The sequence below is a fragment of the Shewanella sp. HN-41 genome, assembly GCF_000217915.1.
Taxonomy (GTDB): Bacteria; Pseudomonadota; Gammaproteobacteria; order Enterobacterales; family Shewanellaceae; genus Shewanella.
The window spans coordinates 146174-169207 of sequence record NZ_AFOZ01000013.1; the positions used below are offsets into that span (position 1 = coordinate 146174).

Sequence of the window (23034 nt, forward strand, 5' to 3'; positions counted from 1 at the left end):
ACAAGGAGTTCAGTTGAAACCGCTATCCGATAAAAAAATTCGTCAGCGACTTAAGCATGTTGCTTGGGGATATGGCGCTTGCCTAAGCATACCTTTGATCTCGACCCTATTGACCACTAAGGTTCAGGGGAAAATGCTGCTTATCGGAATTTGGCCTTCGGCCTCCTTGTTTTACTTTTTGGCCTATCGCCATTTAGCTCAGTCCTTTAAGTATGAAATCAATCGCCACTTGGCCTTTAGTTACCATGGTGGCGGCACTTTAGCGGGGGCTTTGTATTCATTGGCAAAAGTGGTGTTATTGGCGATGGCTTTTATGCTATTTATTAGTGCAACTAAAACTTAATTAGAGACAATCAATGGAATACAGGGTGAGTACAGAGCAATCTGAAATGGATTTTGAGGTTATCCATGGTTTTATCAGTAATAGCTATTGGGCGCAGGGCATGCCAAAGGCATTGTTGCGCAAAGCGCTAGCCAATAGCCTGTGTTTTGCTGTGCTTGATGGTGAAGCTAAACAAGTGGCCTTTGGCCGCTTAATCACAGATAAAGCCACCTTTGCTTACCTTGCCGATGTGTTTGTACTCGAATCCCACCGTGGCTTAGGCTTAAGCAAGTTGATGATGGCAGCGATTATGGAGCATCCAGAATTACAGGGATTAAGGCGCATAATGCTCGCCACCCGCGATGCCCATGGGCTCTATGCCCAGTTTGGTTTTAACGCGGTCGATACGCCTGAAACCTTAATGCAAATTCGGCTTGAGAATCCCTACTGAAATTGATCGTTTAAATAAGTTGAGGGTTGATTTTAGGTATACCAAAAATTTACTGTGTGGAAGTTGATTTTCATTTCATAAGTAAGAGTAAATAGAAATTGAAGGGATTAAAATCTTTTATAAGAGTTGTCTATTTATCATTCTCGTATGCTATATACATGACTTTATTTGGCATTCTGATTGCGCTACTTCGCACTGTGATGAGTACATTTGGGACATTCACCGAATTCATTCATATTTTTATAATCATGTGTATCGTAGCAGTGATACCATTTTTCTTGATGGGTTTGGTTTTAGACTTCTTTAGAATAAGAGCATATTTGGTTTTGGTTAAGAGGTTAAAGATGAAATATTTTGATTTCTTATCTTTGGAAACTAAAGATCAGGAAGCTTTAACTCGTTCTTTGTGAAAAATTTTATTTATTCGATGCAAAAGAAGCCAGCTTGCGCTGGCTTCTTAGCTTATGCGGTTAATGTTTAACGATTAAGCCGCTTTCGTGTCTGTGGTTTTCGTTTCGGCGGTTTCTTCATCGCTGTGGCGAATGAGGTAATCAAATGCGCCCAGTGATGCAGTCGCGCCGCTGCCCATGGCAATGATAATTTGCTTGAAGGGTGAGTTAGTCACATCACCTGCGGCAAAAATACCTGGGACTGAGGTTTGGCCGCGCTCATCGACGATGATCTCGCCCCTTGGGGTTAAATCGATAGTGCCCTTCAACCATTCCGCATTCGGCACTAGCCCAATCTGCACAAAGATACCTGCAAGTGCGACATGGTGACTCTCGCCCGTTGCTCTGTCGGTGTAGTTCAGGCCATTAACCCGAGTGCCATCGCCAGTCACCTCGGTGGTCATCGCTTGGGTAATGATTTTAATGTTACCCATAGACGCCGCTTTACGTTGCAGCACATCATCGGCGCGCAGGGTTTTATCAAATTCCAGCACAGTCACATGTTCTACTATGTTGGCTAAATCGATTGCCGCTTCGATACCCGAGTTACCGCCGCCAATCACCGCCACACGTTTGCCCTTAAATAGCGGGCCATCGCAGTGTGGGCAGTAAGCGACACCTTTACCGCGGTATTCTTTCTCGCCGGGGACATTCATTTCGCGCCAGCGGGCACCGGTTGCCAGCAATACGGTGCGGCTACGTAATTTAGCGCCACTTGCCAGTTCGAGTTCGAACAAGCCATCTGTTGATAACGACACGGCCTTTTGGTTATCCATGATATCGACTTCGTAGTCTCTTACATGGGCTTCAAGGTTTGCCACTAGCTTTGGACCTTCGGTCGCTTTTACCGAAATAAAGTTTTCGATACCAACTGTTTCAGCCACTTGGCCACCAAACTTGTCGGCAACCACACCGGTACGTAGGCCTTTACGGGCGGCATAAATTGCAGCCGCTGCGCCCGCTGGACCGCCGCCCACCACTAAAACTTCGAAGGGGGCTTTTTCATTAATTTCATCGGCCTTGCGGCTTGCTGCATTGGTATCGAGTTTATTTAAAATCTCACCAATGCTGATTCGACCCGCTGCAAACACTTCGCCATTTAGGTAGACAGAAGGCACAGCCATAATATTTTTGTTGGTTACTTCTTCTTGGAACAGTGCGCCATCGATCATCACGTTGGTGATATTCGGGTTAATGGCCGCCATCATGTTCAGTGCCTGTACTACGTCTGGGCAGTTTTGGCAGGTCAGTGAGACATAGGTTTCAAAGGCATATTTGCCAGGCAGATTGCGGATCTGCTCGATAATGTCATCGCTGAGTTTGATTGGGTGCCCACCCGTGTGCAGTAAGGCCAACACGAGTGAGGTAAATTCGTGACCCATAGGCAGACCAGCAAAGCTGATTTGCGTATTGAGTGCTGGATTAACCACTGTCATCGCCGGGGTGCGTTCGCCCTGAGTTTCTTTCAGGCTCACCAGAGAAGATAGGCTGACAATGTCTTGTGCTAAGCTTTTTAATTCTTGAGACTTTTTGCTCTCATCTGCAGACACGACAAGTTCAACTGGTCTCTTGAGGTTTTGCAGATAGGTTTGCAGTTGATTTTTTAAATTCGCATCTAACATGTGATAACTCCAAAATCGCGTAAAAGGGAGAGATAAGGGGGCCAGTCTAGGCCCTTGCAGGGGCGGGCTTAATCCTTTGCTGCGTGGCGCTACAACTGTGTTGGTTGTAACGCCAATTGGCTTGGGACGCTAGACTGGCGGGGTTAACGCTTTGCGGGCTGAATTAGATTTTGCCAACGAGGTCTAAAGACGGTGCTAATGTTTCATCACCTGGTTGCCATTTAGCTGGGCAAACTTCGCCATCGTGAGTCGCAACATATTGAGCAGCTTGAATTTTACGAACTAGCTCTTGCGCGCTACGGCCGATGCCTAAATCGTGAACTTCGCTGACCTTGATTTGGCCTTCTGGGTTAATGACGAAAGTGCCACGCAGTGCTAAACCGTCTTCTTCAATCATCACGCCGAAGTTACGGCTGATAGTGCCTGTTGGGTCAGCCAGCATTGGGAAGTTGATCTTCTTGATGGTGTCTGACGTGTCATGCCACGCTTTGTGGGTAAAATGAGTGTCAGTTGATACTGAGTAAACTTCAACGCCCATGCCTTGCAGTTTTGCATAGTGATCAGCCATGTCACCTAGTTCAGTTGGGCAAACAAAGGTGAAGTCAGCTGGGTAGAAGAATACGACTGACCATTTACCTAACAGGTCTTGTTCCGTTACTGGAACGAACTCACCATTGTGATAGGCAGTGGCTTTGAATGGCTTGATTGTGCTGTTGATAATTGATTGAGTCATTTTATGCTTCCATTGAGTTGTGATTGCTTAAGTTCATAACGAGGACATTTGCTTGCGCCCCGTCGATGTGAAGCATATTACCGACTCGCATAAAATTAAGATAACGGATAAAAACTATCATTCTAATCGGTTTAGTCGAATGGTTGTGCGATTAGGTTGGACTCAATCGGTTTTTCCACGGCTGCGAGTTTGGCGTGGTTTTGGCTTGGTTTGGGTTAGCCGAAAGTCTTTTGGCTATTGGGATAAGCTAAATTACGGGTATAAAAAAGGGATATCAGTGATATCCCCTAAAATATCAATTCAGTTAAACCAAGATATTGAGAACCTAGTTCTTCATCTTAGGCTGAGTTAACCAAGTGCTGAGCAAACGCACGCCGTAACCTGTGGCGCCCGTAGGCACAACGGCGGTATCGGTGGCGGTCAAGGCATTGCCCGCGATATCGAGGTGCGCCCATGGCTGTTCGCCCGCAAAGCGTTTTAAGAACATCGCCGCAGAGGACGCGCCGGCGCTACCTTCTTTCCCTGTATTTTTGAGATCCGCGATCGTAGACTTAAGCTCATCAGCGTAGGCTTGATCTAAGGGAAGACGCCAGACTTTCTCGCCCACTTGTTGTCCCGCATAGGTTAACTGCTGAACCAAGGTCTCTGAGTCGGTAAACAATCCCGCGTACACGCTGCCAAGTGCGCCAACTTTGGAGCCCGTTAAGGTTGCTACATCCACTATGACAGCAGGCTTATAGTTTTCTCTGGCATACCAGAGGCCATCGGCCAGCACTAGGCGACCCTCGGCATCGGTATTAAGCACTTCAACTGTGAGCCCTTGGGCGGTTTTAATCACATCGCCTGGGATCATCGCATGGCCCGAGACCATATTTTCCGCCATGGGCATAATTGCGACTAAGTTCACCGGCGTTTTTTGAATGGCCATGGCTTTTACTGTGCCCAGTACGGTGGCTGCGCCCGCCATATCCGACTTCATCCGTGCGATAGAAGTACCCGTTGCCTTAATATTATAACCGCCAGAGTCGAAGGTAATACCTTTGCCAACCAAGGCGATAGGGGCTTCTTTACTGCCAGGCCAATGGGCGACTACGAGTTTGGGTGGACGCTCACTGCCTTTGCCCACCGCCGCTAAGGCACCCAGATGCAGACGTTCGATATCTTTGGCTTCTAATACTGTGACTTTAACGCCGAGGGACTTGAGTTTTCTCGCTTCATTGGCAAAGCTCTCAGGATACATAATGCCAGCGGGGGCATTGGTCAGATCCCGCGCTAAAAACACACCCGCTTCAACCGCTTGCAGATTCTTATGGTGTTTCTGGTTGCCACTTAAATCATCGACGGCGATTTGGTAGTTTTTCTCGGCGTTGTCGTTGGATTTATATTGAGTGTAGCGGTAGCTGCGCAGTTCAATACCGTGGGCAAACTCAGAGGCAAATAGCGGCGCTGCCGTTAAGCCTTGGGTGAGCACGCGCACTGTGGCTTGGGGAACCGTATCGAGTTTAGCCGCAACATTACCGCCGATAGTATTGATATCGCCAGGTGTTAAGGTTTTTGCATCGCCAATACCGACCAGCAAAACCCGCTTAGCATCGATTTCGCTCGGTACTAAAATCTCGAGGATTTCACCTTGCTTACCGGAAAAGCTGTTATCAGCCGTCGCTAGGTTTAATTGGTCTTGGGTCGACTGAGGTAAAAAATCGATCCCATAGGTAGTAGAGTCGGCGCTTTGGAATAACACTAATGTATCTGAATTCAGTGAGCTACGAGTGTCAAAACTAAAGATTTCGGCGTTAGCATTGAGAGAGTTAAGGCACGCCAGAGCCATAACGCTTAACATAAATTTGTGCTTATTTTTCATGGTGACAGCTCATATCATGGGAGTGAAAGAAGAATATCAAAGCTCAGCCTTAGGGTTAACTAATTTAAGCTATTTTGCTGATATTAGTATTAAATCCAAGGCCCAAAACGTGTCAGTGATCGCTCAAGGGCAAAACCCAATTGTTGTGACAAAGATTGAGCCTGACTTTTCAGGGCCGACGAGCCTAAAAGCTGTGGCGATTGGCTCGCGAAAATCACCCAATTACCGCCACCAGTGAGGCAAGCATTCACATGGGCAAAGTGTTGTTGTAAGTCGGCTAACAACTCTCGATTTTGGCTATGTTCTTTCCAGCAGTTCAGCACTAAATAACCGTTGGGTTTGATAAGGTTAGTGCACTGCTCAAGGAAGACTGGCGAAAGCTGCCCCGTTTCAACACCTTTGGCTGTGTAGATGTCGGCAAAAATCACATCGACTTTCTTATGATCGCCTTCGGCTAAAAAAACAATGGCATCATCATTGATTAAATTGAGTTTTTTACCTATCGGCAATTGAAAATAACGCTTTGCCAGCTCGATCACCGCGGGTCTAAGTTCTACCGCCGTGAGTTTGATGGCCGCATCAAAATGGCGCAGGGCATGAATAATCGCACCGCCCCCTAAGCCGAGTACAATCGCACTTTTCGGTTTGCAAAAGAGTAGGACTAATAACATGGCCTGCACATAGGTGTGCTGGGGAATATGGGGGGCAGCCTTCAGGATTTTACTCTGTTCGTCGTTATCCCCAAAGGACAGGATCCGTGAGTCGTCGTAGTCGAGCACGCGAATGGGACCTAGTGCATCTTGGATTTCATATAACAGGGTAGAATCGGCCATAGTATGTGGTTACTCAGTTTTGTTGTTTAGCTCATTTGCGGGCCCTATAACTGCTCGCGCAAAAAAGTTAGAATTCAGGCGGTTTCGTAAATTGAGCGGCTATTATGACAAATCAAATCCTGCTTGCCTGTATTTATCTTGCAGTGTTTATCTTTTTTACAGCGAGCTTTAACCCATTGGGTGAAAAAACTCGCATTAATGAAGCAGGTGAGCGTAGCGCGCACTAGCTTAGTCACTCGTTTTATCTCCTATGTGATGTTTTTTATGACTCTGTCATTGATGGCCGTGTCCCTTGGGCTGGGTTATCAGGATGTATCGCTATTCGTGTCATCCGCCTTTGCCGTGATGGGAGTTGCATTGGTTGCCCAATGGTCAATTTTGAGTAACCTAACGGCGGGCGTATTGATCTTTTTCGTGTTTCCCTATCGCATCGGTGAGCGTATTCGAGTGGTTGATAAGGATGAAGATATTAGCGGTGTAATTATCGAGATAGCGTTATTCCATGTGCTTATTCACCGCGATAACGGCGATACCATCACTTATCCCAATAACCTCATGCTACAAAAGGCAGTATTAAAGCTTGCCGATCAGGCTCCTTTAGCCGAGCGTCAGGCTCTGAAGGATGGCAAGAAGAAGTTTGACCCAGAGTAATTGGAGTTATTTCCGTAGGACTCTTTCGCGATGCAGTGCATTACCCATAACGGCAAATGTTATAAGCCGCTTTTATTCTCAAGGTCAGAATTTATACTCTGCATAAGCCAATGATTTTAAGCATGATGTGCACAATGTAACTTGGTAATTAAAAGCCTTAGTGGTTACTGCCGTACTTCTATTGGGGGCTCTGGCTTTAGGTTTTCTGACGGATATAGACAAGACTCCACCAGGGAGCGAGTCAACTAAGACGCAACCAAGACCAAGTTCTACAGCGGTGCAAAATATCTATATTGACTCGTTAGATGACATTAAAACTCTGTTTGATTCGCTGAAATATAATACTCAAAGCTGGAATCAAATAACCGAGAGGTGCCTAGATTAACCTTTCAAACCGTGATGGAGCGCTGGCAAAAAACCGCTCACCAAATTCCCGTATGTGAGAAGAAACTGATTTTCTTCCATTTAATGGTGCCACTCATTCTTATTGAACGGCAACAGATTGCGGATTTAGCGCTCGATGATCCAGCCTTATTAGCCCTAGGGCAAAAATACGGCATAGTTGAACAAACCGATAAAAAAGTCACCGAGCAGCAAAGATAAGAACTCTTGCTTGAGGTGGATATTATGTCACCCTCACTGGTGTTAGCTCAGGCTGCCGAAGAAAGTGGCTGGGCCACTTCGCGTTTTACCGTCGAGGGTAATGCGTATTTTGGTCAATGGGATTTTAGCGGGAAAGGAATGAAACCCAGACAACAGCGCAAAGCGCTAGGTAATTATGGGGTGGCACAATTTGATACGCCACTAGAGTCGGTTGAGGGATATTTACTCAATTTAAATACCTCAAATGCCTATCAATAATTACGCACGCTGAGGGCAAAACTACGGCAGTAAAACATACCTATAACCGGGTTTGAACTTGCCACAACACCCCATAAATACTCTGAGCGCGGCCAAGCCTATGTCGATGCTATTAGTGAAATGATCCGCTATAACGGGTTGCAACAGGTCGATGAAGCCTAGCTTGCGGACACTGCCCCTCTGCATCTGATTACAAAAGAGGAGGTAACACAGTAAATATCAAGGGCCACTCTAGGAGTAGCCCTCTCTTTTGCGCGCAATGTTATAGCTATCATTGTCTATTTGAGAGTTATAGATAGTTAAGACGTAAATAAAATAGGTTATCGCTCAATAATTTGAGTAACATCGTCTTGCTTGATCATCACTTCACGACCTTCTTCATCGTGATATATATACATGCCAGTATCTTTATCCAGCTTAGGTTTGCTGTCTGTGGTGATCATTTTCCCATCCTTAGTGCTCATAATGTATTGCGAACTGCAGGCTACAAGTCCCAACACACAAGCTAGGATCAATATGGCTTTATTCATCATTTCCCTCTCTTAGCCTCATTCTCACCGCGAGAATGCTCAGGTAAGCCTAGTTCACTTAGATTGACTTGGGCAAGGTGATGGATGTTTTTGTTTTGCCCAAGTTTTACTCGCTATCGCTATCGCAATACACGGTGGAAAAACGCCACGGCTTGCAGGTACATTTGCAGTGCGAGTGCGGGGTCATAGCGTTCACCTTCATCACGCATAAAGGCATGTTGGGCGTTGACTTCAAGCCAACTGAAATTGCGGTTCTTCGCCATCAGTTGCTGGTGAATTAATGCTCGGCCCTCGGGAGAAACATGGGGATCTTGCTTGCCAAACACTAGCACTAACTCCCCTTGAATATCACCACCGCGACTCAGTGAATCATTGCCATAGCTGCAGGGTAAAGTGTTGGAATGAATGTCCGTTGGGTAGAGGCAAAATGCTCCGAGAATTGAGGGGTTGAGTGCGGCGCGATAGGCTAAGTGACCACCGATACACACGCCCATACTGCCTACCTTGCCGCTGCAATAGCTTTGCTGATGGGCAAAATCGATAAGCGCTTGGGTGTCGCTATCATGGTGTTCTAAAGGTTTAGCAAATTTATCGGCATTGCCTTTATCTTTACCCGGGTCATCGTAGGCCAGTACTGTGCCTATGGGATTGAGTTCATGGAATATTTCGGGCACTAATACGGCAAAACCATGGCCAGCTAAAATAGTGGCGGCGCGTGCAATAGGTGCAGTTTGCTGAAATATCTCGGAATAGAAGATGATGCAAGGGAATTGCCCCTGTGCGTCTGGGCGGTAGATATAAGTGCGCATTTGCCCTGTGGGCGTGAAAATATCCTGAGTTTCTTGAGTCACTAACATATTAAGATCCCTCTGTGAGGCTTCGAAGGTGAAGCCTCACTTTAGCAGTCAGGGATTTACCTGTCAGTTAAAACAGTTCGTTACCTGAAAGCTCGCCCGCACGCAATGCTTTTAGGTTATTCAGGGTAGTTTTGGCGATCGCGCTTAGGGCTTCTTCGGTGAGGAAGGCTTGGTGACCGGTAAAAATCACATTATGGCAGGCAGATAAACGGCGGAATACATCGTCTTGGATGATTTCATTGGACTTATCTTCAAAGAATAAGCCTTTCTCGTTTTCATACACATCGAGGCCTAATGAACCGATTTGGCCCAGTTTTAAGGCTTCCATTGCATCGAAGGCGTTGAGTAAACCACCGCGGCTAGTGTTGATGACCATCACGCCGGGTTTCATCTTGGCGAAGCTTTCTTTATTGAGTAAGTGGTGATTATCGGCGGTTAATGGGCAATGTAAGCTGATGATATCGCTGTTGGCATAGATGGAATCCAGATCCTGATACTCTACATTTAATGCGACGACCGCTGGGTTGATAAAAGGATCGAAGGCGATGACTTTACAGCCAAAGCCCAGTAACACTTTGATAGTGGCCACCCCGATTTTACCCGTGCCAATCACCCCTACGGTCTTGCCAAACATATTAAAGCCGACTAAACCTTCGAGGGAGAAGTTAGCATCGCGGGTACGTTGATAGGCTTTATGGATTTTACGATTCAGTGTCAACATTAATGCGACCGTATGTTCTGCCACCGACTCGGGAGAGTAGGCGGGCACGTTCACCACTTGCATCCCTAAGCGTTTAGCGGCGACCAAATCGACATTGTTAAATCCGGCGCAGCGCATGGCGATAATTTTAGTGCCACCCTTGGCGAGCTCGACGAGGACTTCTTCACAGAGGGAGTCATTCACAAAGGCGCAGATGATGTCATACCCTTCGGCGAGTTTTACCGTCTGCATGCATAGGCGATAATCGAAATACTCAATTTGCGCACCAAAAGCGACATTAGTACGGTTAAAATATTCCATGTCATACTGTTTTGCGCTAAAAAATCCAATTCTCATTTCAATCACCTAACAAGTCTATTGATTACTGGCAATGAGTGTAAGTGACTCTGGGCTTTTTGTCCTCAGGCAGAGATCCCACTCCTATTAAAAGAGTGAGCTTTGTCATCAATTGAGCATAAAAAAAGCGAGCCCCTGACGGCTCGCTTATAGGTCTATCTCAGTTGCTTAAATATAAGCAAGGGTTCTCATAGGTCGTGCTATAGGAACCAAGGGTCCTGCGTCGGTTTACTAGTGATCTTTAGCGTATTTAGCGGCAGATGCGCCTGCGATACGGCCGTAGGTCACGATATCGGAGATAGCGTTACCCCCTAAGCGGTTTGCACCGTGGACACCACCCGTCACTTCGCCTGCGGCATACAAGCCTTGGATTGGCTTACCGGTTTTTTCACTCTTCACTTCGGCCTTAGTATCAATCACCACACCACCCATAGTGTGGTGGACTGCTGGCGCGATTTCTAATGCGTAGAAAGGTGCAGTGGCTAATTCACGTGGTAAGTCAGGGCGTTCAAATTGAGCATCTTTACCTGATTTCACGAAGCCATTGTATGCCGTGATGGTTTTAGCCAGTTCAGCGGCTGGGACATCTAACTGTTTAGCCAGATCTTCAACGGTTTTACCTTCTTTCACTATGTTTAAGTGCACATAGCCTTCGATGGCTTTTAAGCTCTTACGGATAGAGTCATCGAATACGAGGTAAGCACTCTCACCTTTTTGCTGAAGGATCGCCGCAGACGCTTTATCACGGGTAGTGATTTCGTTCATAAAGCGGTTACCATCACGGTTTACCACGATAGCGCCGTTGCCACGTACCGCTTCGGTGATCATCACTCCACCCGCTGGAGAGTAGGTTGGATGAGCTTGGATGTATTCTAAGTCACGGGTTGCCGCGCCAGCTTGTAGTGCCACGTCTAAGCCATCACCAGTTGCACCAGGGTGGTTAGTCGCCTTAAAGCCTTTTAACTTAGGATCGTATTTAGCGACACGGTCGTTGTTTTTCGCAAAACCACCGGCTGCAATGACAACGGCATCGGCTTTAATCACGTAGTAGCCAGTGTATTCACCTTTCACTAAAACACCGGTGATCTTACCGCTTGCATCTTCAAGGATACGTACCACTCGGCTGTTTAAGCGAATGTCAGTACCACGTTTAACTGCATTGTCCCATAGCACTTGTGCTACGTGGGCACCGACACCTGCACCACCCGTTGGACGGTGACTACGGTTCACACTTGCGCCACCCATACGGCCAACGTCGGTCATATCGGCACCCATAGAGGTTAACCAATCGATAGAATCAGAAGAGTTATTCGCTAAGGTTTTTACCAGTTCAGGATCGTTAATATTACGGCCACCTTTCATGGTGTCGTCGATCATGATTTGCTTCTTGTCTGCGATGCCTAACTTAGCCTGTGGCTTCGTTTCCGCAGCATTCATACCACCCGCAGCCAGCTTAGTGTTACCGCCTGGGATAGGTTCTTTTTCAAGCAGGATTACTTTTGCGCCCGCATCACGTGCCGATACTGCGGCAGCAAGACCCGCACCACCTGAACCGATAATCACCACGTCAGTGGTTTCTTTTACGCCCGCAGCTATGGCTTTATCTTGGGCTGCTTTATCCGCATCGACAGGAACAAATTTGCGTTCCCACTTACCGCCAAATGGCATATCGAAGCCGAAACTATGGCAAGCATCACAGTATGTTACTGATTTTTCGTGGCCTTTATGACAGCTAGTACAGGCAATCTCACCGATTAAGTGAGACTTATGGGGTGATACTTTATCTTTAGGTGTCGCAGCGGCCATTTCTTTTAAATCGCCGTGACAGCTAACACATTGGGCATTTTCATGGGTCAAGTTGTCGTTGCTGACGCCACCTTTGTCTGAGACGTGGCAGCTATCGCAGCTCCCCATTTCACCGTGGAAATCGGCTAGTACTTCTGGGGCTGCATAGGCAGTACCTGCCATTGCGCCAGAGATCAGCATGGCTAGGGCTGTTTTTTGAATCTTTCGTGTGAACATGATAGTTCCTCCGCCGTATATTCATCTACTTAATAAGGGATATTTTTATGGCGTGATATTTATAATTTACGTGACTCACGCGCTTTAGAGCATTCTCCATCAATAAAGTTAGCACTATCTAAAGAGGTAGATATGCATTTAGGTCACATAACCAATGTTGACGTATAAATAACATATGAAAAGTGTGCCACATGACGGAAAAGATTGATGAAATTGAGTATAGTCACTTATAGCATGCGGTATAACTTGCACGAGTTAACATATTTGTTTGGCGGGAATGAAATAACTCGATTAGAAATTGATTTGTAAGTAGGTAAGTGTTAATTTTTTTGTAATATATTGTATTTTATTGTTTTGTTTTTATATTTATTACGCGTAAATACATAAAAGTGAGTCATTCAGGTATTCTGAAAATAACCATTTTTTTTCAGAATATCTATCGATTAATTTTTCTAAAATGTTATTGATATTGTTTTTAAGGTTAAATTTATGCGCGAAGAGCATATATCGGAAAAACGTTTTTGGATACAGCGACTGAGTAAAACGATACTAAGGGCATTACATATATTGGGTGTCGTCGGTGCCGGTGGTGGGATATTAATGACCGCCGATAAAAGCCTTTGGTTGAATTATTGGTATCTCACTATGGCAACTGGCAGCCTATTAATGTTTTGGGAAATTGTGCGGGATTGGCGTTGGCTTATACAGCTTAAGGGAGTGTTAACCTTAGTAAAATTAGGATTACTCTGCTTATTTATTCCCCTCGCAAACTATAAGCCTGAGCTACTGGTGCTGGTACTCTTGTTATCCGTGCTGGTGTCCCATGGCCCATCGGCCTTAAGGCATTACTCTATTGTGCACCGCCGGCCAATTAACACTAGGAAGGAAATTAAAGGTTAATGGCGCATTCAACTCGTTTAGGGCCTGCGGCCATATTGACCCAATTCCCTTGGCAAAGATTGACAGGCTTAAAGGTGTTGGATTTAGCCTGTGGTTCTGGTCGTAATGGCCTGTGGTTTCTAGCACAGGGGGCGGAGGTGACATTTATCGACCAAGATCTGAGCGCTCTCTCAACCCTCAGACATCCCGAAGCACACCTATTACAGTGTGATCTCGAAGATGGCAGCGCAACCACTTTAACCGTTGAGGCTTTCGATATAGTGCTCGTGTTTAATTATCTGCATCGACCATTAATGTCGCAGATTGCCGCGAGTGTGAAGCCTAGGGGGATTATCGTCTATGAAACCTTTACTTGGCAGCAGGCGGAAATAGGTCGGCCACGTAATCCTGATTTCTTACTGGCTGAAAATGAGCTCAAATCAGCATTTGCTAACTGGCAACCTTTGCATTACTTTGAGGGACTATTGAGCGACCCGCTTACGGGCCATGCGAGTTTTAAAGCGCAGCTTATCGCCCAAAAATAAGGTATTGTGTTGCCACCTGTCTAAATTCACAGTTACAAATGCAGAGTTAGAGGTCATTGGATGTTTCCCTATCCAGAGCAGTACCGCATTGCAACGCCACCCTTAACCACAGCGATTATGGTGGGATGGGCACTGCTGAGTCATAGTCTTTTTGCGGACGCGAGCCCTGTGGCTTTATATCCGCTGCTGGCACTTTTTCCCCTAGTGATTGGGCTGCATCTGTATTTGATATGGTTAGCTAAGGGGATGGGGCGGCTCGATCAGTGTTTTTATGCCTTAGTCCATATTCCACTGGCGTTTGTGGTTTGGACCTTCACTATCATGCATGTGAATGGCAACGCATTTTCTTAGTAAATCGCAAAAGCGAAATAAAAAAGCGCCCAATATTATTATTGGCGCTTTTTTTATGGAACTTTGGCTTTGGATCAGGCCGTGGTGTTGATATTGTGGCCCGAATTTCCAACAGGCTTTGGCGCTGCTGCAGCAATTAAATCTACTGCGATTTGGCCTTCAGCTTTTTGCTGCTCTTTGGCTAATTGGGCGACCTTAACGCCAACGGCACCATTTTCTAAATTGGGCGTGACAGCTTGGGTATTAAGTGAAATTGACATAACTAACCTCGATAGTAAGCAGGACCCTTTTATCGGCAAGCTCAAGATTTACTTTAGTCGTTAATCTTGAGTTTGCCAATCGTGCCCTCTGTTTACTGACTCGCCCTAGTTGACAGGAATTTTCGGCTGAGCACTATCACGGCCGTAATCCCCAGTGAGCCTAAGATTAAGCCCAGTGCCAGTACCACATTCTGCAGTGCGGTTGGATCAATCACCAAGGCGATACCCATACCGAACATCATCACCCCTGACATCAGTTTCAGTGCCTGACCTTCCTTCTCGGTCAGTTTACGTTTGCCTAGGGTCGCACTAAAGACAATCACAATAATTGCCAGTGGGATAACATAGACAATATTGTATAAAACCAGATACATATAACGTTCTATATCCGGTAGGTTGTGCATAGACAGTACGCTGGTGTAGATCATTGGGAAGCCAGCAGTACACAATAGCTCATAGGCATTGGCGAGTATGGCTAATATGGTAGAGCCAAGGATTAAGGCGCCCAAACTGCTGGAGTTGGATAGTTTCCCCATACGTTTTATTAGACTTGTGCGGTTTTCTGCCGACATGGACAGCGTGACTTCACCCTTAGTGAAGAAGTAATCCTTCACATTAATCACCCCTGCTATCAGTGCTAGAATCCCCGCCGCTAAGATGATCATACCGCCGTCACTGCCTGCGCCTAACAGCTTAAAGATATTGAGCCAAGCCGTCATAAACAGGAAGTAAATCAAGCCGGAGAAAAACACGAAGATCCCGCCGACCAATAGCATGCGTCCACGGCTCTTGGCGTTGACCATAATTGATAGTAAAAACAGCAACACGAAGAAGGCACAGGGATTAAAGGCATCCACACCCGCGAGCACTAAGGTTAACAGCGGCAGGGACATAGTTTCAGGTGTCACCACGCCTACCAGTGGTAGCTCAACGGGTTGCACTTCGGCTTGCTCCGTACTCGCCAAGCTGGTTGCATCGCAGGTGCCTTCGCCAGTATCTGTGCCGCAGGTGCCAAAGAGAGGTGCGTCCGTGGGCGTACTGGCCGTTGTGCTTGCGACGCCTTTTGTCGGCATATCCGCTTGTGCTAATTGTCCTCCAAGGGATAAGTAACAGTTTTTCAAGCGATTAACTAGAAACTCGCCTGTAACTGCCTCACTGGAATAGCCGACAACAGCCTTCTCACAGCTTGCCATATAGGGAACTGAGCGAGCCTCTGTCGCAGTTTTAGCGGCGATATTTTGCCAAATTTCCTGTACACCCGGTGCAGACACCATATGGGACTCGAGTTCTATCCAAGGGTACTTTTGTGGCAAGGCATCGATAAAGGGGTGAGCCTCGGCACAATGTGGACAGGTTTTGGACCAAAAGAAATAGAGTTTGATCTTGAGTTCACCTTGGGCATTTACATAATGCCAAGTGCTATCGGTCGTGCTGGGCGTCTCGACATTGGCCCAGCTCGGGCTAATACACAGTAGCGCCAACATTAAGGAACAGAGAAAAGCGTATTTCGATAGGTATTTTGTCATAGCGCCTCCCACTGGCGTGGGGTTAATGGTTTAAAACAATTCTTTGAGTATTACTCTACTGAATTCAATCCCTTTGATTAAATTTAGCATTAAGAAGTGTTAGTTAACTCGCTATTAACGCTTTTTTGGGAAGTGAGGCAGGTTTATTTTAAGGGTGTTTAGAGGTCAACAATGAAAAAGCACCCTAGGGTGCTTTCAATATGCTTGTGTGGTGGCGTTAGCTTAATGCTACGCCATTAACACTCAGCTTCACATCTATGTTGTTGCGAGTGGCATTGGAGTAAGGACACACTTGATGCGCATGGCGCACTAAGGCTTCGGCCTCGGTTTGGGGGAGATCGAGGCTGGTTTCTAAGGCGACGGTTAAGGCAAATCCTCCCGCCTCATTGGCACCTATGCCAACCACAGCGCTGACAGGCGCTTCAGTCAATGCAACTTTACCGATTTTAGCCACGTGCAATATGGCATTCGAGAAACAAGCGGCATAACCCGCCGCGAACAGCTGCTCAGGGTTAGTCGCAAGTCCGCTGCCGCCCATGGCTTTAGGGTAGGCTAATGCGACATCCAGTAAACCATCATCCGTGCTTACTTGGCCCTGACGTCCCGCTCTTGCCGTTGCGCGTGTTTCATATAGTGTTTTCATACTTGTTACCTCGATTGTTTAGGATAAATAGATGTAATTTAAATTGTGCACAATTTAATTGTGACAAACTATAATTCGATCTTTACTGTGAATGCAAGTATATTGTGCGCAATCTATTTAAATTATCGGATCTTCCTATGTCTAAAATTGAAACCAGCAATGGGTTATCTGCCGCTGATGAAATTGAAAACTCGGGTTTAGACAACGCGTTATGTTTGGAGCGACAGGTTTGTTTCTCTCTCTACAGTGCGGCCAATGCCATGGTGCGTGCCTACCGCCCCCTGCTCGATAAGTTGGAGCTAACCTATCCGCAATATCTAGTGATGTTGGTGTTATGGGAGGAGCAGGGGATCAGTGTTAAAACCCTAGGGGATAAACTTTTCCTCGATTCTGGTACTTTAACTCCTTTACTTAAGCGCCTAGAATCTAAGGGATTAGTCAGCCGTGGTCGCAGTGAACAGGATGAACGGGTGCGGGTGCTAGCCTTAACCCCTGAAGGGATCGCCCTTAAATCCCAGGCCAGTGACATCCCCCATTTGATGCGCTGTAAAGTTGGCGGTGAAGAGAGTGAGCTTAGGGCATTAAAAGCGATGTGTGATAAAGCACTTAAACAATTACACGCCAGTCTTGATTAATAGCTTAAATACCATTTGCTTTAAGGCTAACGTGTTGACATAGTTGATCTTCATGGGCCAATAGCCGTATGTTATGGATAGAATGACTCCGATGGATAAGTTAGCAATGCAAGCGTTATTGCGGGTAAATAAGCCATGGCCTCCTTCGATATAGCCATTATTGGCGGTGGGATCAGCGGTGTGGGTATCGCCCAATATGCGGTGGCGGCGGGCTACTCCACGCTTTTAATTGAAAAAGGAGAAATTGGCGGCCAAACCTCGGCGAATTCCAGCAAGCTTATCCATGGTGGCCTGCGCTATTTAGAGACAGGGCAAATTAGTCTAGTACGTAAGTCCCTACTTGATAGGCGTAATTTACTCAATCTGGCGCCGACACTTGTGAAAGCCGTGCCCTTTTATATCCCTGTTTACGAGAATAGCCAGCGTAGTTCTTTGACGATACGAGCCGGGTTGAGCCTATATGCAGTGTTAAGTGAGTTCGATCCTTTAGGGCGATTTATCTCAGTTCCAGCGGTCCATTGGCATCGTTTAAAGGGGCTTAAACTCTCGGGATTAAAGGCGGTATTTCAGTATTGGGATGCGCAGACTGACGATAAATTACTGACTCAAGCCGTGGCCCGCAGTGCACAGGCATTAGGGGCAGAGGTTTACGCCGAAGCCGACTTTATCGGTATGGAACATCAATCCCAAGGCTGTTCTGTGAGTTTTAAACATGCGGGAGAGATTCGGCGAGTCGAAGCCAGCCTTGTGATTAATGCGGCGGGGCCTTGGGTGAATGATATTATCGCGAAAGTGTCGCCCCCACTGGCGGGTGTCGAACTCGACTGGGTGCAGGGCGCGCATTTACTGTTGGATATTCCCGCCCTCGATGGCATCTTGTACTTGGAGTCCTGCTTCGATAAGCGGGTCATTTTTGTGATGCCTTGGTATGGTCAAACCTTAGTGGGCACGACGGAAACTGAGCTGACCTCATTGGATAAACCTCCCGAGGTGACTGAGTCTGAAATTAACTATCTCCTTGGTATTTACCGGCATTATTTTCCGCTATCGCCCGAGATAAATGATCTTAAGGCTAAGATAGTTAAGACCTTTTGCGGCGTGCGAGTCTTACCTAAACAGAGTTCCCAGGCCTTCGAGCGGCCGCGGGATGTTCTCATGCAAACATCGGTTTCCCATCCGCGGCTGCTGAGCCTATATGGCGGTAAATTAACGACTTTTCGTAGCACTTCGGCTGAAGTGCTCGAATGGATTGAGCAACGTCTCGGTAAGCGCCCGTCTATTGCCGATGTCGATTCGCTCACCTTAGGTTGATAGGACGATAGCCGCGACGTTGAAGTTGTGCTGTTTTGGGGCGAGTACGAGGTGATTTTTTGCCGCAAAAACGCTACAGTATGGCGCTTTTTTACTGATCCCTAGGAACCGTCGTGAGTGCTGCCATAGTGAGTGCCAAAAGCCAATGTGGTTATTTTAATTTAGGCCAATGCCAATCCTGTCGCCATATTCAAGTTCCTATGGCACAGCAAGTGGCGGCTAAAACTCAAGAATTGCAGCAACTCCTCGCACCATTCGTTTCCAACCCCTTGGATATTTTCCAAGCGCCCATCTTTGGTGATGCCAGCGGTTTTCGTAATAAAGCTAAGATGGTGGCCCTAGGCGCGGCCCACGCACCTGTGCTTGGGATCGTCAGCCCGAGTGGTGAGGCGGTCAGCCTATGCGATTGCCTGTTATATCCTACTGATATGCAAGCGTTACTCCATCGTCTAGAGCGTTTTGTGCAACAGGCGGGCATTCCTCCTTACCGTGTCGATAAAGCCAAGGGCGAACTTAAATTTATCCTGCTGACCCGCAGCCAAGTGCGCGGTGAATATCTGCTGCGCTTCGTGTTGCGATCACAGGATGCCATCCCCCGTATTGAGCGTGAGCTGCCCGCATTGTTGCTGGAGTTTCCACAGATTAAAGTGGTATCGGTCAATATCCAACCCATTCATATGGCGATCCTCGAAGGGGATGAAGAGATCTTCTTAACCGAGAATACCCGCCTAGAAGAGCGGTTTAATGATGTCCCCCTGTTTATTCGACCTAAGAGTTTTTTCCAGACCAATCCATTGGTTGCGGCAAAACTGTATCAAACGGCTAGGGAGTGGGTTGCCCAATTTGAGCCAAAATCACTGTGGGATCTATTTTGCGGTGTTGGCGGTTTTGGCCTGCACTGCGCCTCAAAGGATATTCCATTAACGGGAATTGAAATTGAAGCCGAGGCTATCGTCTGCGCTAAGATGTCCGCGCAGATTATGGGGTTGGATAAAGTGCAATTTATGGCGCTAGACTCGACTGACTTTGCTAAGGGGGAAGCTGCTGAGACGAAACCCGATTTGATTATCGTCAATCCGCCGCGACGTGGTATTGGTGAGGCACTTTGTCAGTCCCTAAGTGAGTTTGCACCTAAGGCGATTTTGTATTCGAGCTGCAATCCTAAGACCTTAGCTAAGGATCTTACCCATATTCACGGTTATCGCCTTACTAAGGTGCAATTATTCGACCTGTTCCCGCATACGGATCATTTCGAAGTATTGGCAATGTTGGTAAAAGAGTAATTTTTTAAATTATTCCGTTAATTCGAGCGGCGTATCACCCCAGATAATGCTGATTTCTGCACCGCCAAGGTGAGCTGAGCGGCTAAGCTCCAGCTTGCCGTGGTGCCAAGTGGCAATTTTTTTCACTATATACAACCCCAAACCAAAGCCACTGCTATCACACTGCAAATGATCCCGTTCGAAGGCGGCAAATAGCTGCTTACCTTTACCCTCAAATCCAGGTCCATCATCTTCCACACTGATGCGATTCTGCCCATCTTCCTGAGCAAAATAGACATGGATTTCATGTGTCGCAAAGCGCATCGCATTTTGGATAAGGTTCTGCAATGCGATGGTCATTGTGGCGGGATCGAAGCGCGCATGCTGTGCCTGATACTCGAAACGGATCTTGATCTTAGGCTGATAAATTGCGTATTTTTGCTCCATTTTCGCCATGAAGAGGTCGACGGACTGTAACTCTTGGCTAAGGTTTTGTTCCCTATGCTCGAGGCGCGCAAAGGAGAGGTAATTCGCTGCAAGCTGTTCTATTTCATCGATATCATCATTCAAGCGCTTGGCATAGCTGGGATCAATCTGCCCTTTAATCAGCTCGAGGGCAAAGCGCATGCGGGCAAGGGGAGTGCGTACTTCGTGGGAAATGGTCCGCGATAGCTCCTTATGCATCTGAACAAAATCGATCATCTGATGACTGACGCTGTTAAATACCTTAGCTAGGGGGTAAATCGCCGAGTGTCTATGGGTATCCAAAGGGAGTTTTTGCGGTGATTTACCAAAATGAATGGCGGCTTGTTGTAAGTGGTGCAGATCCCGAAACACAGGCCAGATTAACCACAGGGCTACTAGGCTTAATGATGAGTAAAAACCAAGTAAAATCAAACTTGTGTTTGTTTCTTTCGGTGGGTGTGCCATCACGGGACCAAGGACTAGAATATGGGATTTATCTTTATCTAGGTGGTAGTAATAGAGTTCGTCACCACTGTGGCGTAGGGCAAGGGTTTCTCCCTGTATCAGTAAGGCTCGCAAGTTATCGGGCAGGGAGAGTGAATCCCTAGTGACCCGTTTGATATTGGCGGTTTTTTGCTCATCATAGGTTTGTAATAGGTCATCAACATCAATTTGATAACTGTATTCATCATCGGCAAAATGTTCAGCCAGTTCACCAAAGCTCCAGATCACTAATCCGCAGGACAGCAGTAAAAAAATAAACAGACGATAGAACTGAAATTTCATGTCAGCTCTTCCCCGGAAAATTCAGGTAAGTAGTTGAATAAATAACCTTTACCATGAATGGTGGTAATGGTTAATCCTGGCACATTGAGTTCGTCTAAACGTTTCCGTAAGCGGCTGATTTTAAGGTCTATAGCCCTGTCTAAGCCGTCATATTCACGGCCAACATACTGTTCGAATAAAAACTCCCGCGAGAGCACTTTGCCCGCATAGAGGACGAATATCCACAATAGAGAAAACTCCTTAGTGGTGAAGGAGATCACTTCATCCCCTAGGTTGACCTGTTGCAGATTGGGATTTAACGCTAGATTGTGCAGTCTGAGCGAGTCTCGCGCTGTTTTAGGCTGCAGTTTTCTCAAGCTGGCTTTGATCCGCGCGAGGAGAAGCGGCGGCACAACGGGTTTTAGCAGATAGTCACAGGCGCCTAAATCTAAGCCTCTGATTTGATCTAAGTGGCTATCGAGGGCGGTGAGAAAAATAATGGGGCAGGGATAACTGGCGGCAAGCTGTGGGTATAGGCTAAAACCATCCTGCCCAGGTAACATCACATCGCAAAGGATTAAGTCAAAATCGTCAGTATCTTGCCGTAACAGGGCATCCTCGGCGTTATCGAGGTGGACAAGGTGAAAACCCTGTTGTTCTAGGTAAGTGCAAACGAGCTCTGCGAGGGGAAGATCATCTTCGATAAGCAAAATTTGGGACTGAGAATCCGTCATCCGCGTGCCTGTCATAGTAAATTCCAGTTAAGTCCTCGACGCCTTCTTGTATTAGCGGGTTCAAATTTTGCCACTTTCACTAGGCCCGAAGTAATAATGTTGTTTTTGGGGTCCCTAAGTTCAAATAAGGTATCGTCGGCTAAGGTCAGTTGTACTTGGTATTTAAAATGGAGTTGGTTTTCAAAACAAGTGAGCGCTATGGGATGCTTTGCTACCCAAATGCAAAGGGACTTTGGCGTATCAGATTGATACTCAATGAGTAAGTCGAGGCGGCAGGCGGGATTTTCTGCTGTTACTGCACATGTATTGGGCGTTAACGTGAGTTCATCGGCCTGTGCAAAGGGACTTATTAGGACTGAAATCACAAGGCTAAAGTAAGTGAACCATAGAGTGCTGGGGGAATATTGTTTAAAAGCCATAGCTAATTCCAATAAATCCAGAGACATAGCCATCTTTGTCGATCATAATACTATCGGTGATATCTTGCCCCAGCCAAGTGTATTCCAAAATACCGACAAAATTAATATTCTCCCCTAGGGGGACATTGATCACGGCTTTGGCATAGTAGTTAAACGTGGCTGAAGGGTGATAGCGGGGATTAATGGGCCCTCTTTCTTCGGGGGTTAATTGGTAATAATAGTTAAGGATATTCTGATTCTTACGGACAGTGCCTCCTTGAAATCCCAATGCGCCCCATGGGTATTCAACACTACGCTTTAGGCGTAGCTGGATTTCATTTCCTTGATGTACCCCACTGATATCATGGAAGTAACCTAAGCTGATATCAGCAAATGGCGTTAGCCATGTGGCATTGATCCCACCAAGATAAGAAATATTGCGCTCAATCTCATCGAATTTGGGCTGTTTGGCTGTGATCGGGAGCCTAATGGGAGTGAAGCCTAAAATATCGCTCATAAAGAGCTTATTTAGCCCATCGAACTCGAAGAAAATGCCGTCATCATTGAGCTGTGTCTGTATATCGAGCAGCAGATTATCCGATTCATGCAGGCTGTACCCTAAGGTAAAGTTTTCTGCATAAAACCGCTCACCGTAGTAAGACCAAGTTGGCAGTACATAGGTTTCAATCGATTTCGCTTGGGCGCGCGGATTTTCCATGCCGCCATAACCTAATGCTAACGCGACATGGAACTCGCCAGTTGTGATCATTTCTGAATGCTTGGGTTCGGCAACGGCGATCAGGGTAAATAGCGTTGAAAATAAAGCAATACTGCAAAGAAAGTACTTCATGGAAAACATCATACATCCGAGTGATGGGATTATTTGAATCTAAACCAATCGCAGGTTAAAAGTCTGTAAAAATTTAACAAGTGTACAAAATGCTACATCAAAGCACTGTCTGACTCTGTTATCGAAATGATTATATGTTAATGCTGGTGTGAATATCTATT

25 protein-coding genes and 1 pseudogene are annotated in these 23034 nt (G+C 46.5%); 11 read left to right on the plus strand and 15 right to left on the minus strand.

Annotated elements, in window-relative coordinates:
* Window positions 1-13 precede the first annotated feature (13 nt).
* Both SOHN41_RS02245 and SOHN41_RS02250 read left to right on the plus strand, forming a co-directional pair.
* Entirely contained in the window at window positions 14-343 is a 330-nt protein-coding gene (locus tag SOHN41_RS02245) for a hypothetical protein (RefSeq protein WP_007645100.1), read from the plus strand.
* Between the two features lie 13 nt (window positions 344-356).
* On the plus strand, window positions 357-773 hold the full coding sequence (locus tag SOHN41_RS02250) for a GNAT family N-acetyltransferase (RefSeq protein WP_037457873.1): 417 nt from the start codon (window positions 357-359) through the stop codon (window positions 771-773).
* Between the two features lie 484 nt (window positions 774-1257).
* Here SOHN41_RS02250 and ahpF read toward each other — a convergent pair whose 3' ends face one another.
* The 4 genes from ahpF to SOHN41_RS02275 all read right to left on the minus strand — a co-directional run bounded on the left by ahpF (window position 1258) and on the right by SOHN41_RS02275 (window position 6271).
* Window positions 1258-2844 carry an alkyl hydroperoxide reductase subunit F gene (ahpF, locus tag SOHN41_RS02260; RefSeq protein WP_007645105.1) on the minus strand — a complete coding sequence of 529 codons (1587 nt, stop codon included), beginning with the start codon at window positions 2842-2844 and terminating at the stop codon, window positions 1258-1260.
* 163 nt (window positions 2845-3007) lie between these two features.
* On the minus strand, window positions 3008-3577 hold the full coding sequence (ahpC, locus tag SOHN41_RS02265; protein ID WP_007645108.1) for an alkyl hydroperoxide reductase subunit C: 570 nt from the start codon (window positions 3575-3577) through the stop codon (window positions 3008-3010).
* Window positions 3578-3902: 325 nt separating this feature from the next.
* A complete protein-coding gene (locus tag SOHN41_RS02270) occupies window positions 3903-5438 on the minus strand; it encodes a leucyl aminopeptidase (protein WP_007645110.1) in 1536 nt (511 codons plus the stop codon).
* An 89-nt stretch (window positions 5439-5527) separates the two neighbouring features.
* Complete coding sequence (locus tag SOHN41_RS02275; protein WP_007645111.1) at window positions 5528-6271, minus strand: spermidine synthase; 744 nt, start codon at window positions 6269-6271, stop codon at window positions 5528-5530.
* A 104-nt stretch (window positions 6272-6375) separates the two neighbouring features.
* Here SOHN41_RS02275 and SOHN41_RS02280 point away from each other — a divergent pair.
* The 3 genes and pseudogenes from SOHN41_RS02280 (at window position 6376) to SOHN41_RS20260 (ending at window position 7783) form a co-directional block, all read left to right on the plus strand.
* Window positions 6376-6922 (plus strand): annotated as a pseudogene (locus SOHN41_RS02280) (mechanosensitive ion channel domain-containing protein).
* 372 nt (window positions 6923-7294) lie between these two features.
* Window positions 7295-7525 (plus strand): hypothetical protein, encoded by a 231-nt coding sequence (locus SOHN41_RS20255; protein ID WP_007645114.1) that lies wholly within the window; start codon window positions 7295-7297, stop codon window positions 7523-7525.
* Window positions 7526-7549: 24 nt separating this feature from the next.
* The gene (locus SOHN41_RS20260; protein ID WP_007645115.1) at window positions 7550-7783 is read left to right on the plus strand and encodes a glucosaminidase domain-containing protein; all 234 of its coding nucleotides are present in this window, start codon (window positions 7550-7552) and stop codon (window positions 7781-7783) included.
* A gap of 320 nt (window positions 7784-8103) precedes the next feature.
* On the opposite strand, the gene SOHN41_RS02290 is transcribed toward SOHN41_RS20260, so the two are convergent.
* From SOHN41_RS02290 to fccA, 4 genes are all read right to left on the minus strand, one after another.
* Window positions 8104-8316 (minus strand): YgdI/YgdR family lipoprotein, encoded by a 213-nt coding sequence (locus tag SOHN41_RS02290; protein WP_366941641.1) that lies wholly within the window; start codon window positions 8314-8316, stop codon window positions 8104-8106.
* Between the two features lie 116 nt (window positions 8317-8432).
* On the minus strand, window positions 8433-9170 hold the full coding sequence (locus tag SOHN41_RS02295; protein ID WP_007645118.1) for a dienelactone hydrolase family protein: 738 nt from the start codon (window positions 9168-9170) through the stop codon (window positions 8433-8435).
* Between the two features lie 67 nt (window positions 9171-9237).
* Window positions 9238-10227 carry a 2-hydroxyacid dehydrogenase gene (locus SOHN41_RS02300; RefSeq protein WP_007645119.1) on the minus strand — a complete coding sequence of 330 codons (990 nt, stop codon included), beginning with the start codon at window positions 10225-10227 and terminating at the stop codon, window positions 9238-9240.
* 231 nt (window positions 10228-10458) lie between these two features.
* On the minus strand, window positions 10459-12249 hold the full coding sequence (fccA, locus tag SOHN41_RS02305) for a fumarate reductase flavoprotein subunit FccA (protein WP_007645120.1): 1791 nt from the start codon (window positions 12247-12249) through the stop codon (window positions 10459-10461).
* 489 nt (window positions 12250-12738) lie between these two features.
* On the opposite strand from fccA, the gene SOHN41_RS02310 reads away from it, so the two are divergent.
* From SOHN41_RS02310 to SOHN41_RS02320, 3 genes are read left to right on the plus strand one after another with little or no spacing between them, the layout of a single operon-like run.
* On the plus strand, window positions 12739-13149 hold the full coding sequence (locus SOHN41_RS02310; protein ID WP_037457878.1) for a hypothetical protein: 411 nt from the start codon (window positions 12739-12741) through the stop codon (window positions 13147-13149).
* Window positions 13149-13673: a class I SAM-dependent methyltransferase gene (locus SOHN41_RS02315; RefSeq protein WP_007645130.1), complete on the plus strand. Its 525-nt coding sequence runs from the start codon at window positions 13149-13151 to the stop codon at window positions 13671-13673. Before SOHN41_RS02310 ends, SOHN41_RS02315 begins: the two co-directional genes overlap by 1 nt.
* 60 nt (window positions 13674-13733) lie before the next feature.
* A complete protein-coding gene (locus SOHN41_RS02320) occupies window positions 13734-14024 on the plus strand; it encodes a hypothetical protein (RefSeq protein ID WP_007645132.1) in 291 nt (96 codons plus the stop codon).
* 74 nt (window positions 14025-14098) lie between these two features.
* On the opposite strand, the gene SOHN41_RS02325 is transcribed toward SOHN41_RS02320, so the two are convergent.
* The 3 genes from SOHN41_RS02325 to SOHN41_RS02335 all read right to left on the minus strand — a co-directional run bounded on the left by SOHN41_RS02325 (window position 14099) and on the right by SOHN41_RS02335 (window position 16453).
* Window positions 14099-14284 (minus strand): hypothetical protein, encoded by a 186-nt coding sequence (locus tag SOHN41_RS02325; RefSeq protein WP_007645134.1) that lies wholly within the window; start codon window positions 14282-14284, stop codon window positions 14099-14101.
* A 92-nt stretch (window positions 14285-14376) separates the two neighbouring features.
* A complete protein-coding gene (locus SOHN41_RS02330) occupies window positions 14377-15810 on the minus strand; it encodes a hypothetical protein (protein ID WP_007645136.1) in 1434 nt (477 codons plus the stop codon).
* A gap of 217 nt (window positions 15811-16027) precedes the next feature.
* Window positions 16028-16453: an organic hydroperoxide resistance protein gene (locus SOHN41_RS02335; protein WP_007645138.1), complete on the minus strand. Its 426-nt coding sequence runs from the start codon at window positions 16451-16453 to the stop codon at window positions 16028-16030.
* 137 nt (window positions 16454-16590) lie between these two features.
* Here SOHN41_RS02335 and SOHN41_RS02340 point away from each other — a divergent pair, with 137 nt between their 5' ends.
* The 3 genes from SOHN41_RS02340 (at window position 16591) to rlmC (ending at window position 19682) form a co-directional block, all read left to right on the plus strand.
* The gene (locus tag SOHN41_RS02340) at window positions 16591-17088 is read left to right on the plus strand and encodes a MarR family winged helix-turn-helix transcriptional regulator (protein WP_007645139.1); all 498 of its coding nucleotides are present in this window, start codon (window positions 16591-16593) and stop codon (window positions 17086-17088) included.
* A gap of 135 nt (window positions 17089-17223) precedes the next feature.
* Complete coding sequence (locus SOHN41_RS02345) at window positions 17224-18399, plus strand: FAD-dependent oxidoreductase (protein WP_007645141.1); 1176 nt, start codon at window positions 17224-17226, stop codon at window positions 18397-18399.
* 113 nt (window positions 18400-18512) lie between these two features.
* Window positions 18513-19682: a 23S rRNA (uracil(747)-C(5))-methyltransferase RlmC gene (rlmC, locus tag SOHN41_RS02350; protein ID WP_007645143.1), complete on the plus strand. Its 1170-nt coding sequence runs from the start codon at window positions 18513-18515 to the stop codon at window positions 19680-19682.
* A gap of 9 nt (window positions 19683-19691) precedes the next feature.
* On the opposite strand, the gene SOHN41_RS02355 is transcribed toward rlmC, so the two are convergent.
* Genes SOHN41_RS02355 through SOHN41_RS02370 form a run of 4 tightly spaced genes read right to left on the minus strand, consistent with a single transcriptional unit; the run spans window position 19692 to window position 22873 of the window.
* Window positions 19692-20912: a sensor histidine kinase gene (locus SOHN41_RS02355; RefSeq protein ID WP_007645144.1), complete on the minus strand. Its 1221-nt coding sequence runs from the start codon at window positions 20910-20912 to the stop codon at window positions 19692-19694.
* Window positions 20909-21640: a response regulator transcription factor gene (locus SOHN41_RS02360; protein ID WP_007645145.1), complete on the minus strand. Its 732-nt coding sequence runs from the start codon at window positions 21638-21640 to the stop codon at window positions 20909-20911. The genes SOHN41_RS02355 and SOHN41_RS02360 overlap by 4 nt, the downstream gene beginning before the upstream one ends.
* Complete coding sequence (locus tag SOHN41_RS02365; protein WP_007645146.1) at window positions 21637-22044, minus strand: DUF3019 domain-containing protein; 408 nt, start codon at window positions 22042-22044, stop codon at window positions 21637-21639. Before SOHN41_RS02365 ends, SOHN41_RS02360 begins: the two co-directional genes overlap by 4 nt.
* Entirely contained in the window at window positions 22034-22873 is an 840-nt protein-coding gene (locus tag SOHN41_RS02370) for a MipA/OmpV family protein (RefSeq protein WP_237703898.1), read from the minus strand. The genes SOHN41_RS02365 and SOHN41_RS02370 overlap by 11 nt, the downstream gene beginning before the upstream one ends.
* Between the last annotated feature and the right edge of the window lie 161 nt (window positions 22874-23034).

Excerpts from the sequence above, each read along its gene's own strand:
- SOHN41_RS02250 (WP_037457873.1), top strand. The coding sequence starts at position 357 with ATGGAATACAGGGTGAGTACAGAGCAATCTGAAATGGATTTTGAGGTT.
- ahpF (WP_007645105.1), bottom strand. The coding sequence starts at position 2,844 with ATGTTAGATGCGAATTTAAAAAATCAACTGCAAACCTATCTGCAAAAC.
- ahpC (WP_007645108.1), bottom strand. The coding sequence starts at position 3,577 with ATGACTCAATCAATTATCAACAGCACAATCAAGCCATTCAAAGCCACT.
- SOHN41_RS02270 (WP_007645110.1), bottom strand. The coding sequence starts at position 5,438 with ATGAAAAATAAGCACAAATTTATGTTAAGCGTTATGGCTCTGGCGTGC.
- SOHN41_RS02275 (WP_007645111.1), bottom strand. The coding sequence starts at position 6,271 with ATGGCCGATTCTACCCTGTTATATGAAATCCAAGATGCACTAGGTCCC.
- SOHN41_RS20260 (WP_007645115.1), top strand. The coding sequence starts at position 7,550 with ATGTCACCCTCACTGGTGTTAGCTCAGGCTGCCGAAGAAAGTGGCTGG.
- SOHN41_RS02290 (WP_366941641.1), bottom strand. The coding sequence starts at position 8,316 with ATGATGAATAAAGCCATATTGATCCTAGCTTGTGTGTTGGGACTTGTA.
- SOHN41_RS02295 (WP_007645118.1), bottom strand. The coding sequence starts at position 9,170 with ATGTTAGTGACTCAAGAAACTCAGGATATTTTCACGCCCACAGGGCAA.
- SOHN41_RS02300 (WP_007645119.1), bottom strand. The coding sequence starts at position 10,227 with ATGAGAATTGGATTTTTTAGCGCAAAACAGTATGACATGGAATATTTT.
- fccA (WP_007645120.1), bottom strand. The coding sequence starts at position 12,249 with ATGTTCACACGAAAGATTCAAAAAACAGCCCTAGCCATGCTGATCTCT.
- SOHN41_RS02310 (WP_037457878.1), top strand. The coding sequence starts at position 12,739 with ATGCGCGAAGAGCATATATCGGAAAAACGTTTTTGGATACAGCGACTG.
- SOHN41_RS02315 (WP_007645130.1), top strand. The coding sequence starts at position 13,149 with ATGGCGCATTCAACTCGTTTAGGGCCTGCGGCCATATTGACCCAATTC.
- SOHN41_RS02320 (WP_007645132.1), top strand. The coding sequence starts at position 13,734 with ATGTTTCCCTATCCAGAGCAGTACCGCATTGCAACGCCACCCTTAACC.
- SOHN41_RS02325 (WP_007645134.1), bottom strand. The coding sequence starts at position 14,284 with ATGTCAATTTCACTTAATACCCAAGCTGTCACGCCCAATTTAGAAAAT.
- SOHN41_RS02330 (WP_007645136.1), bottom strand. The coding sequence starts at position 15,810 with ATGACAAAATACCTATCGAAATACGCTTTTCTCTGTTCCTTAATGTTG.
- SOHN41_RS02335 (WP_007645138.1), bottom strand. The coding sequence starts at position 16,453 with ATGAAAACACTATATGAAACACGCGCAACGGCAAGAGCGGGACGTCAG.
- SOHN41_RS02340 (WP_007645139.1), top strand. The coding sequence starts at position 16,591 with ATGTCTAAAATTGAAACCAGCAATGGGTTATCTGCCGCTGATGAAATT.
- SOHN41_RS02345 (WP_007645141.1), top strand. The coding sequence starts at position 17,224 with ATGGCCTCCTTCGATATAGCCATTATTGGCGGTGGGATCAGCGGTGTG.
- SOHN41_RS02355 (WP_007645144.1), bottom strand. The coding sequence starts at position 20,912 with ATGAAATTTCAGTTCTATCGTCTGTTTATTTTTTTACTGCTGTCCTGC.
- SOHN41_RS02360 (WP_007645145.1), bottom strand. The coding sequence starts at position 21,640 with ATGACAGGCACGCGGATGACGGATTCTCAGTCCCAAATTTTGCTTATC.
- SOHN41_RS02365 (WP_007645146.1), bottom strand. The coding sequence starts at position 22,044 with ATGGCTTTTAAACAATATTCCCCCAGCACTCTATGGTTCACTTACTTT.
- SOHN41_RS02370 (WP_237703898.1), bottom strand. The coding sequence starts at position 22,873 with ATGAAGTACTTTCTTTGCAGTATTGCTTTATTTTCAACGCTATTTACC.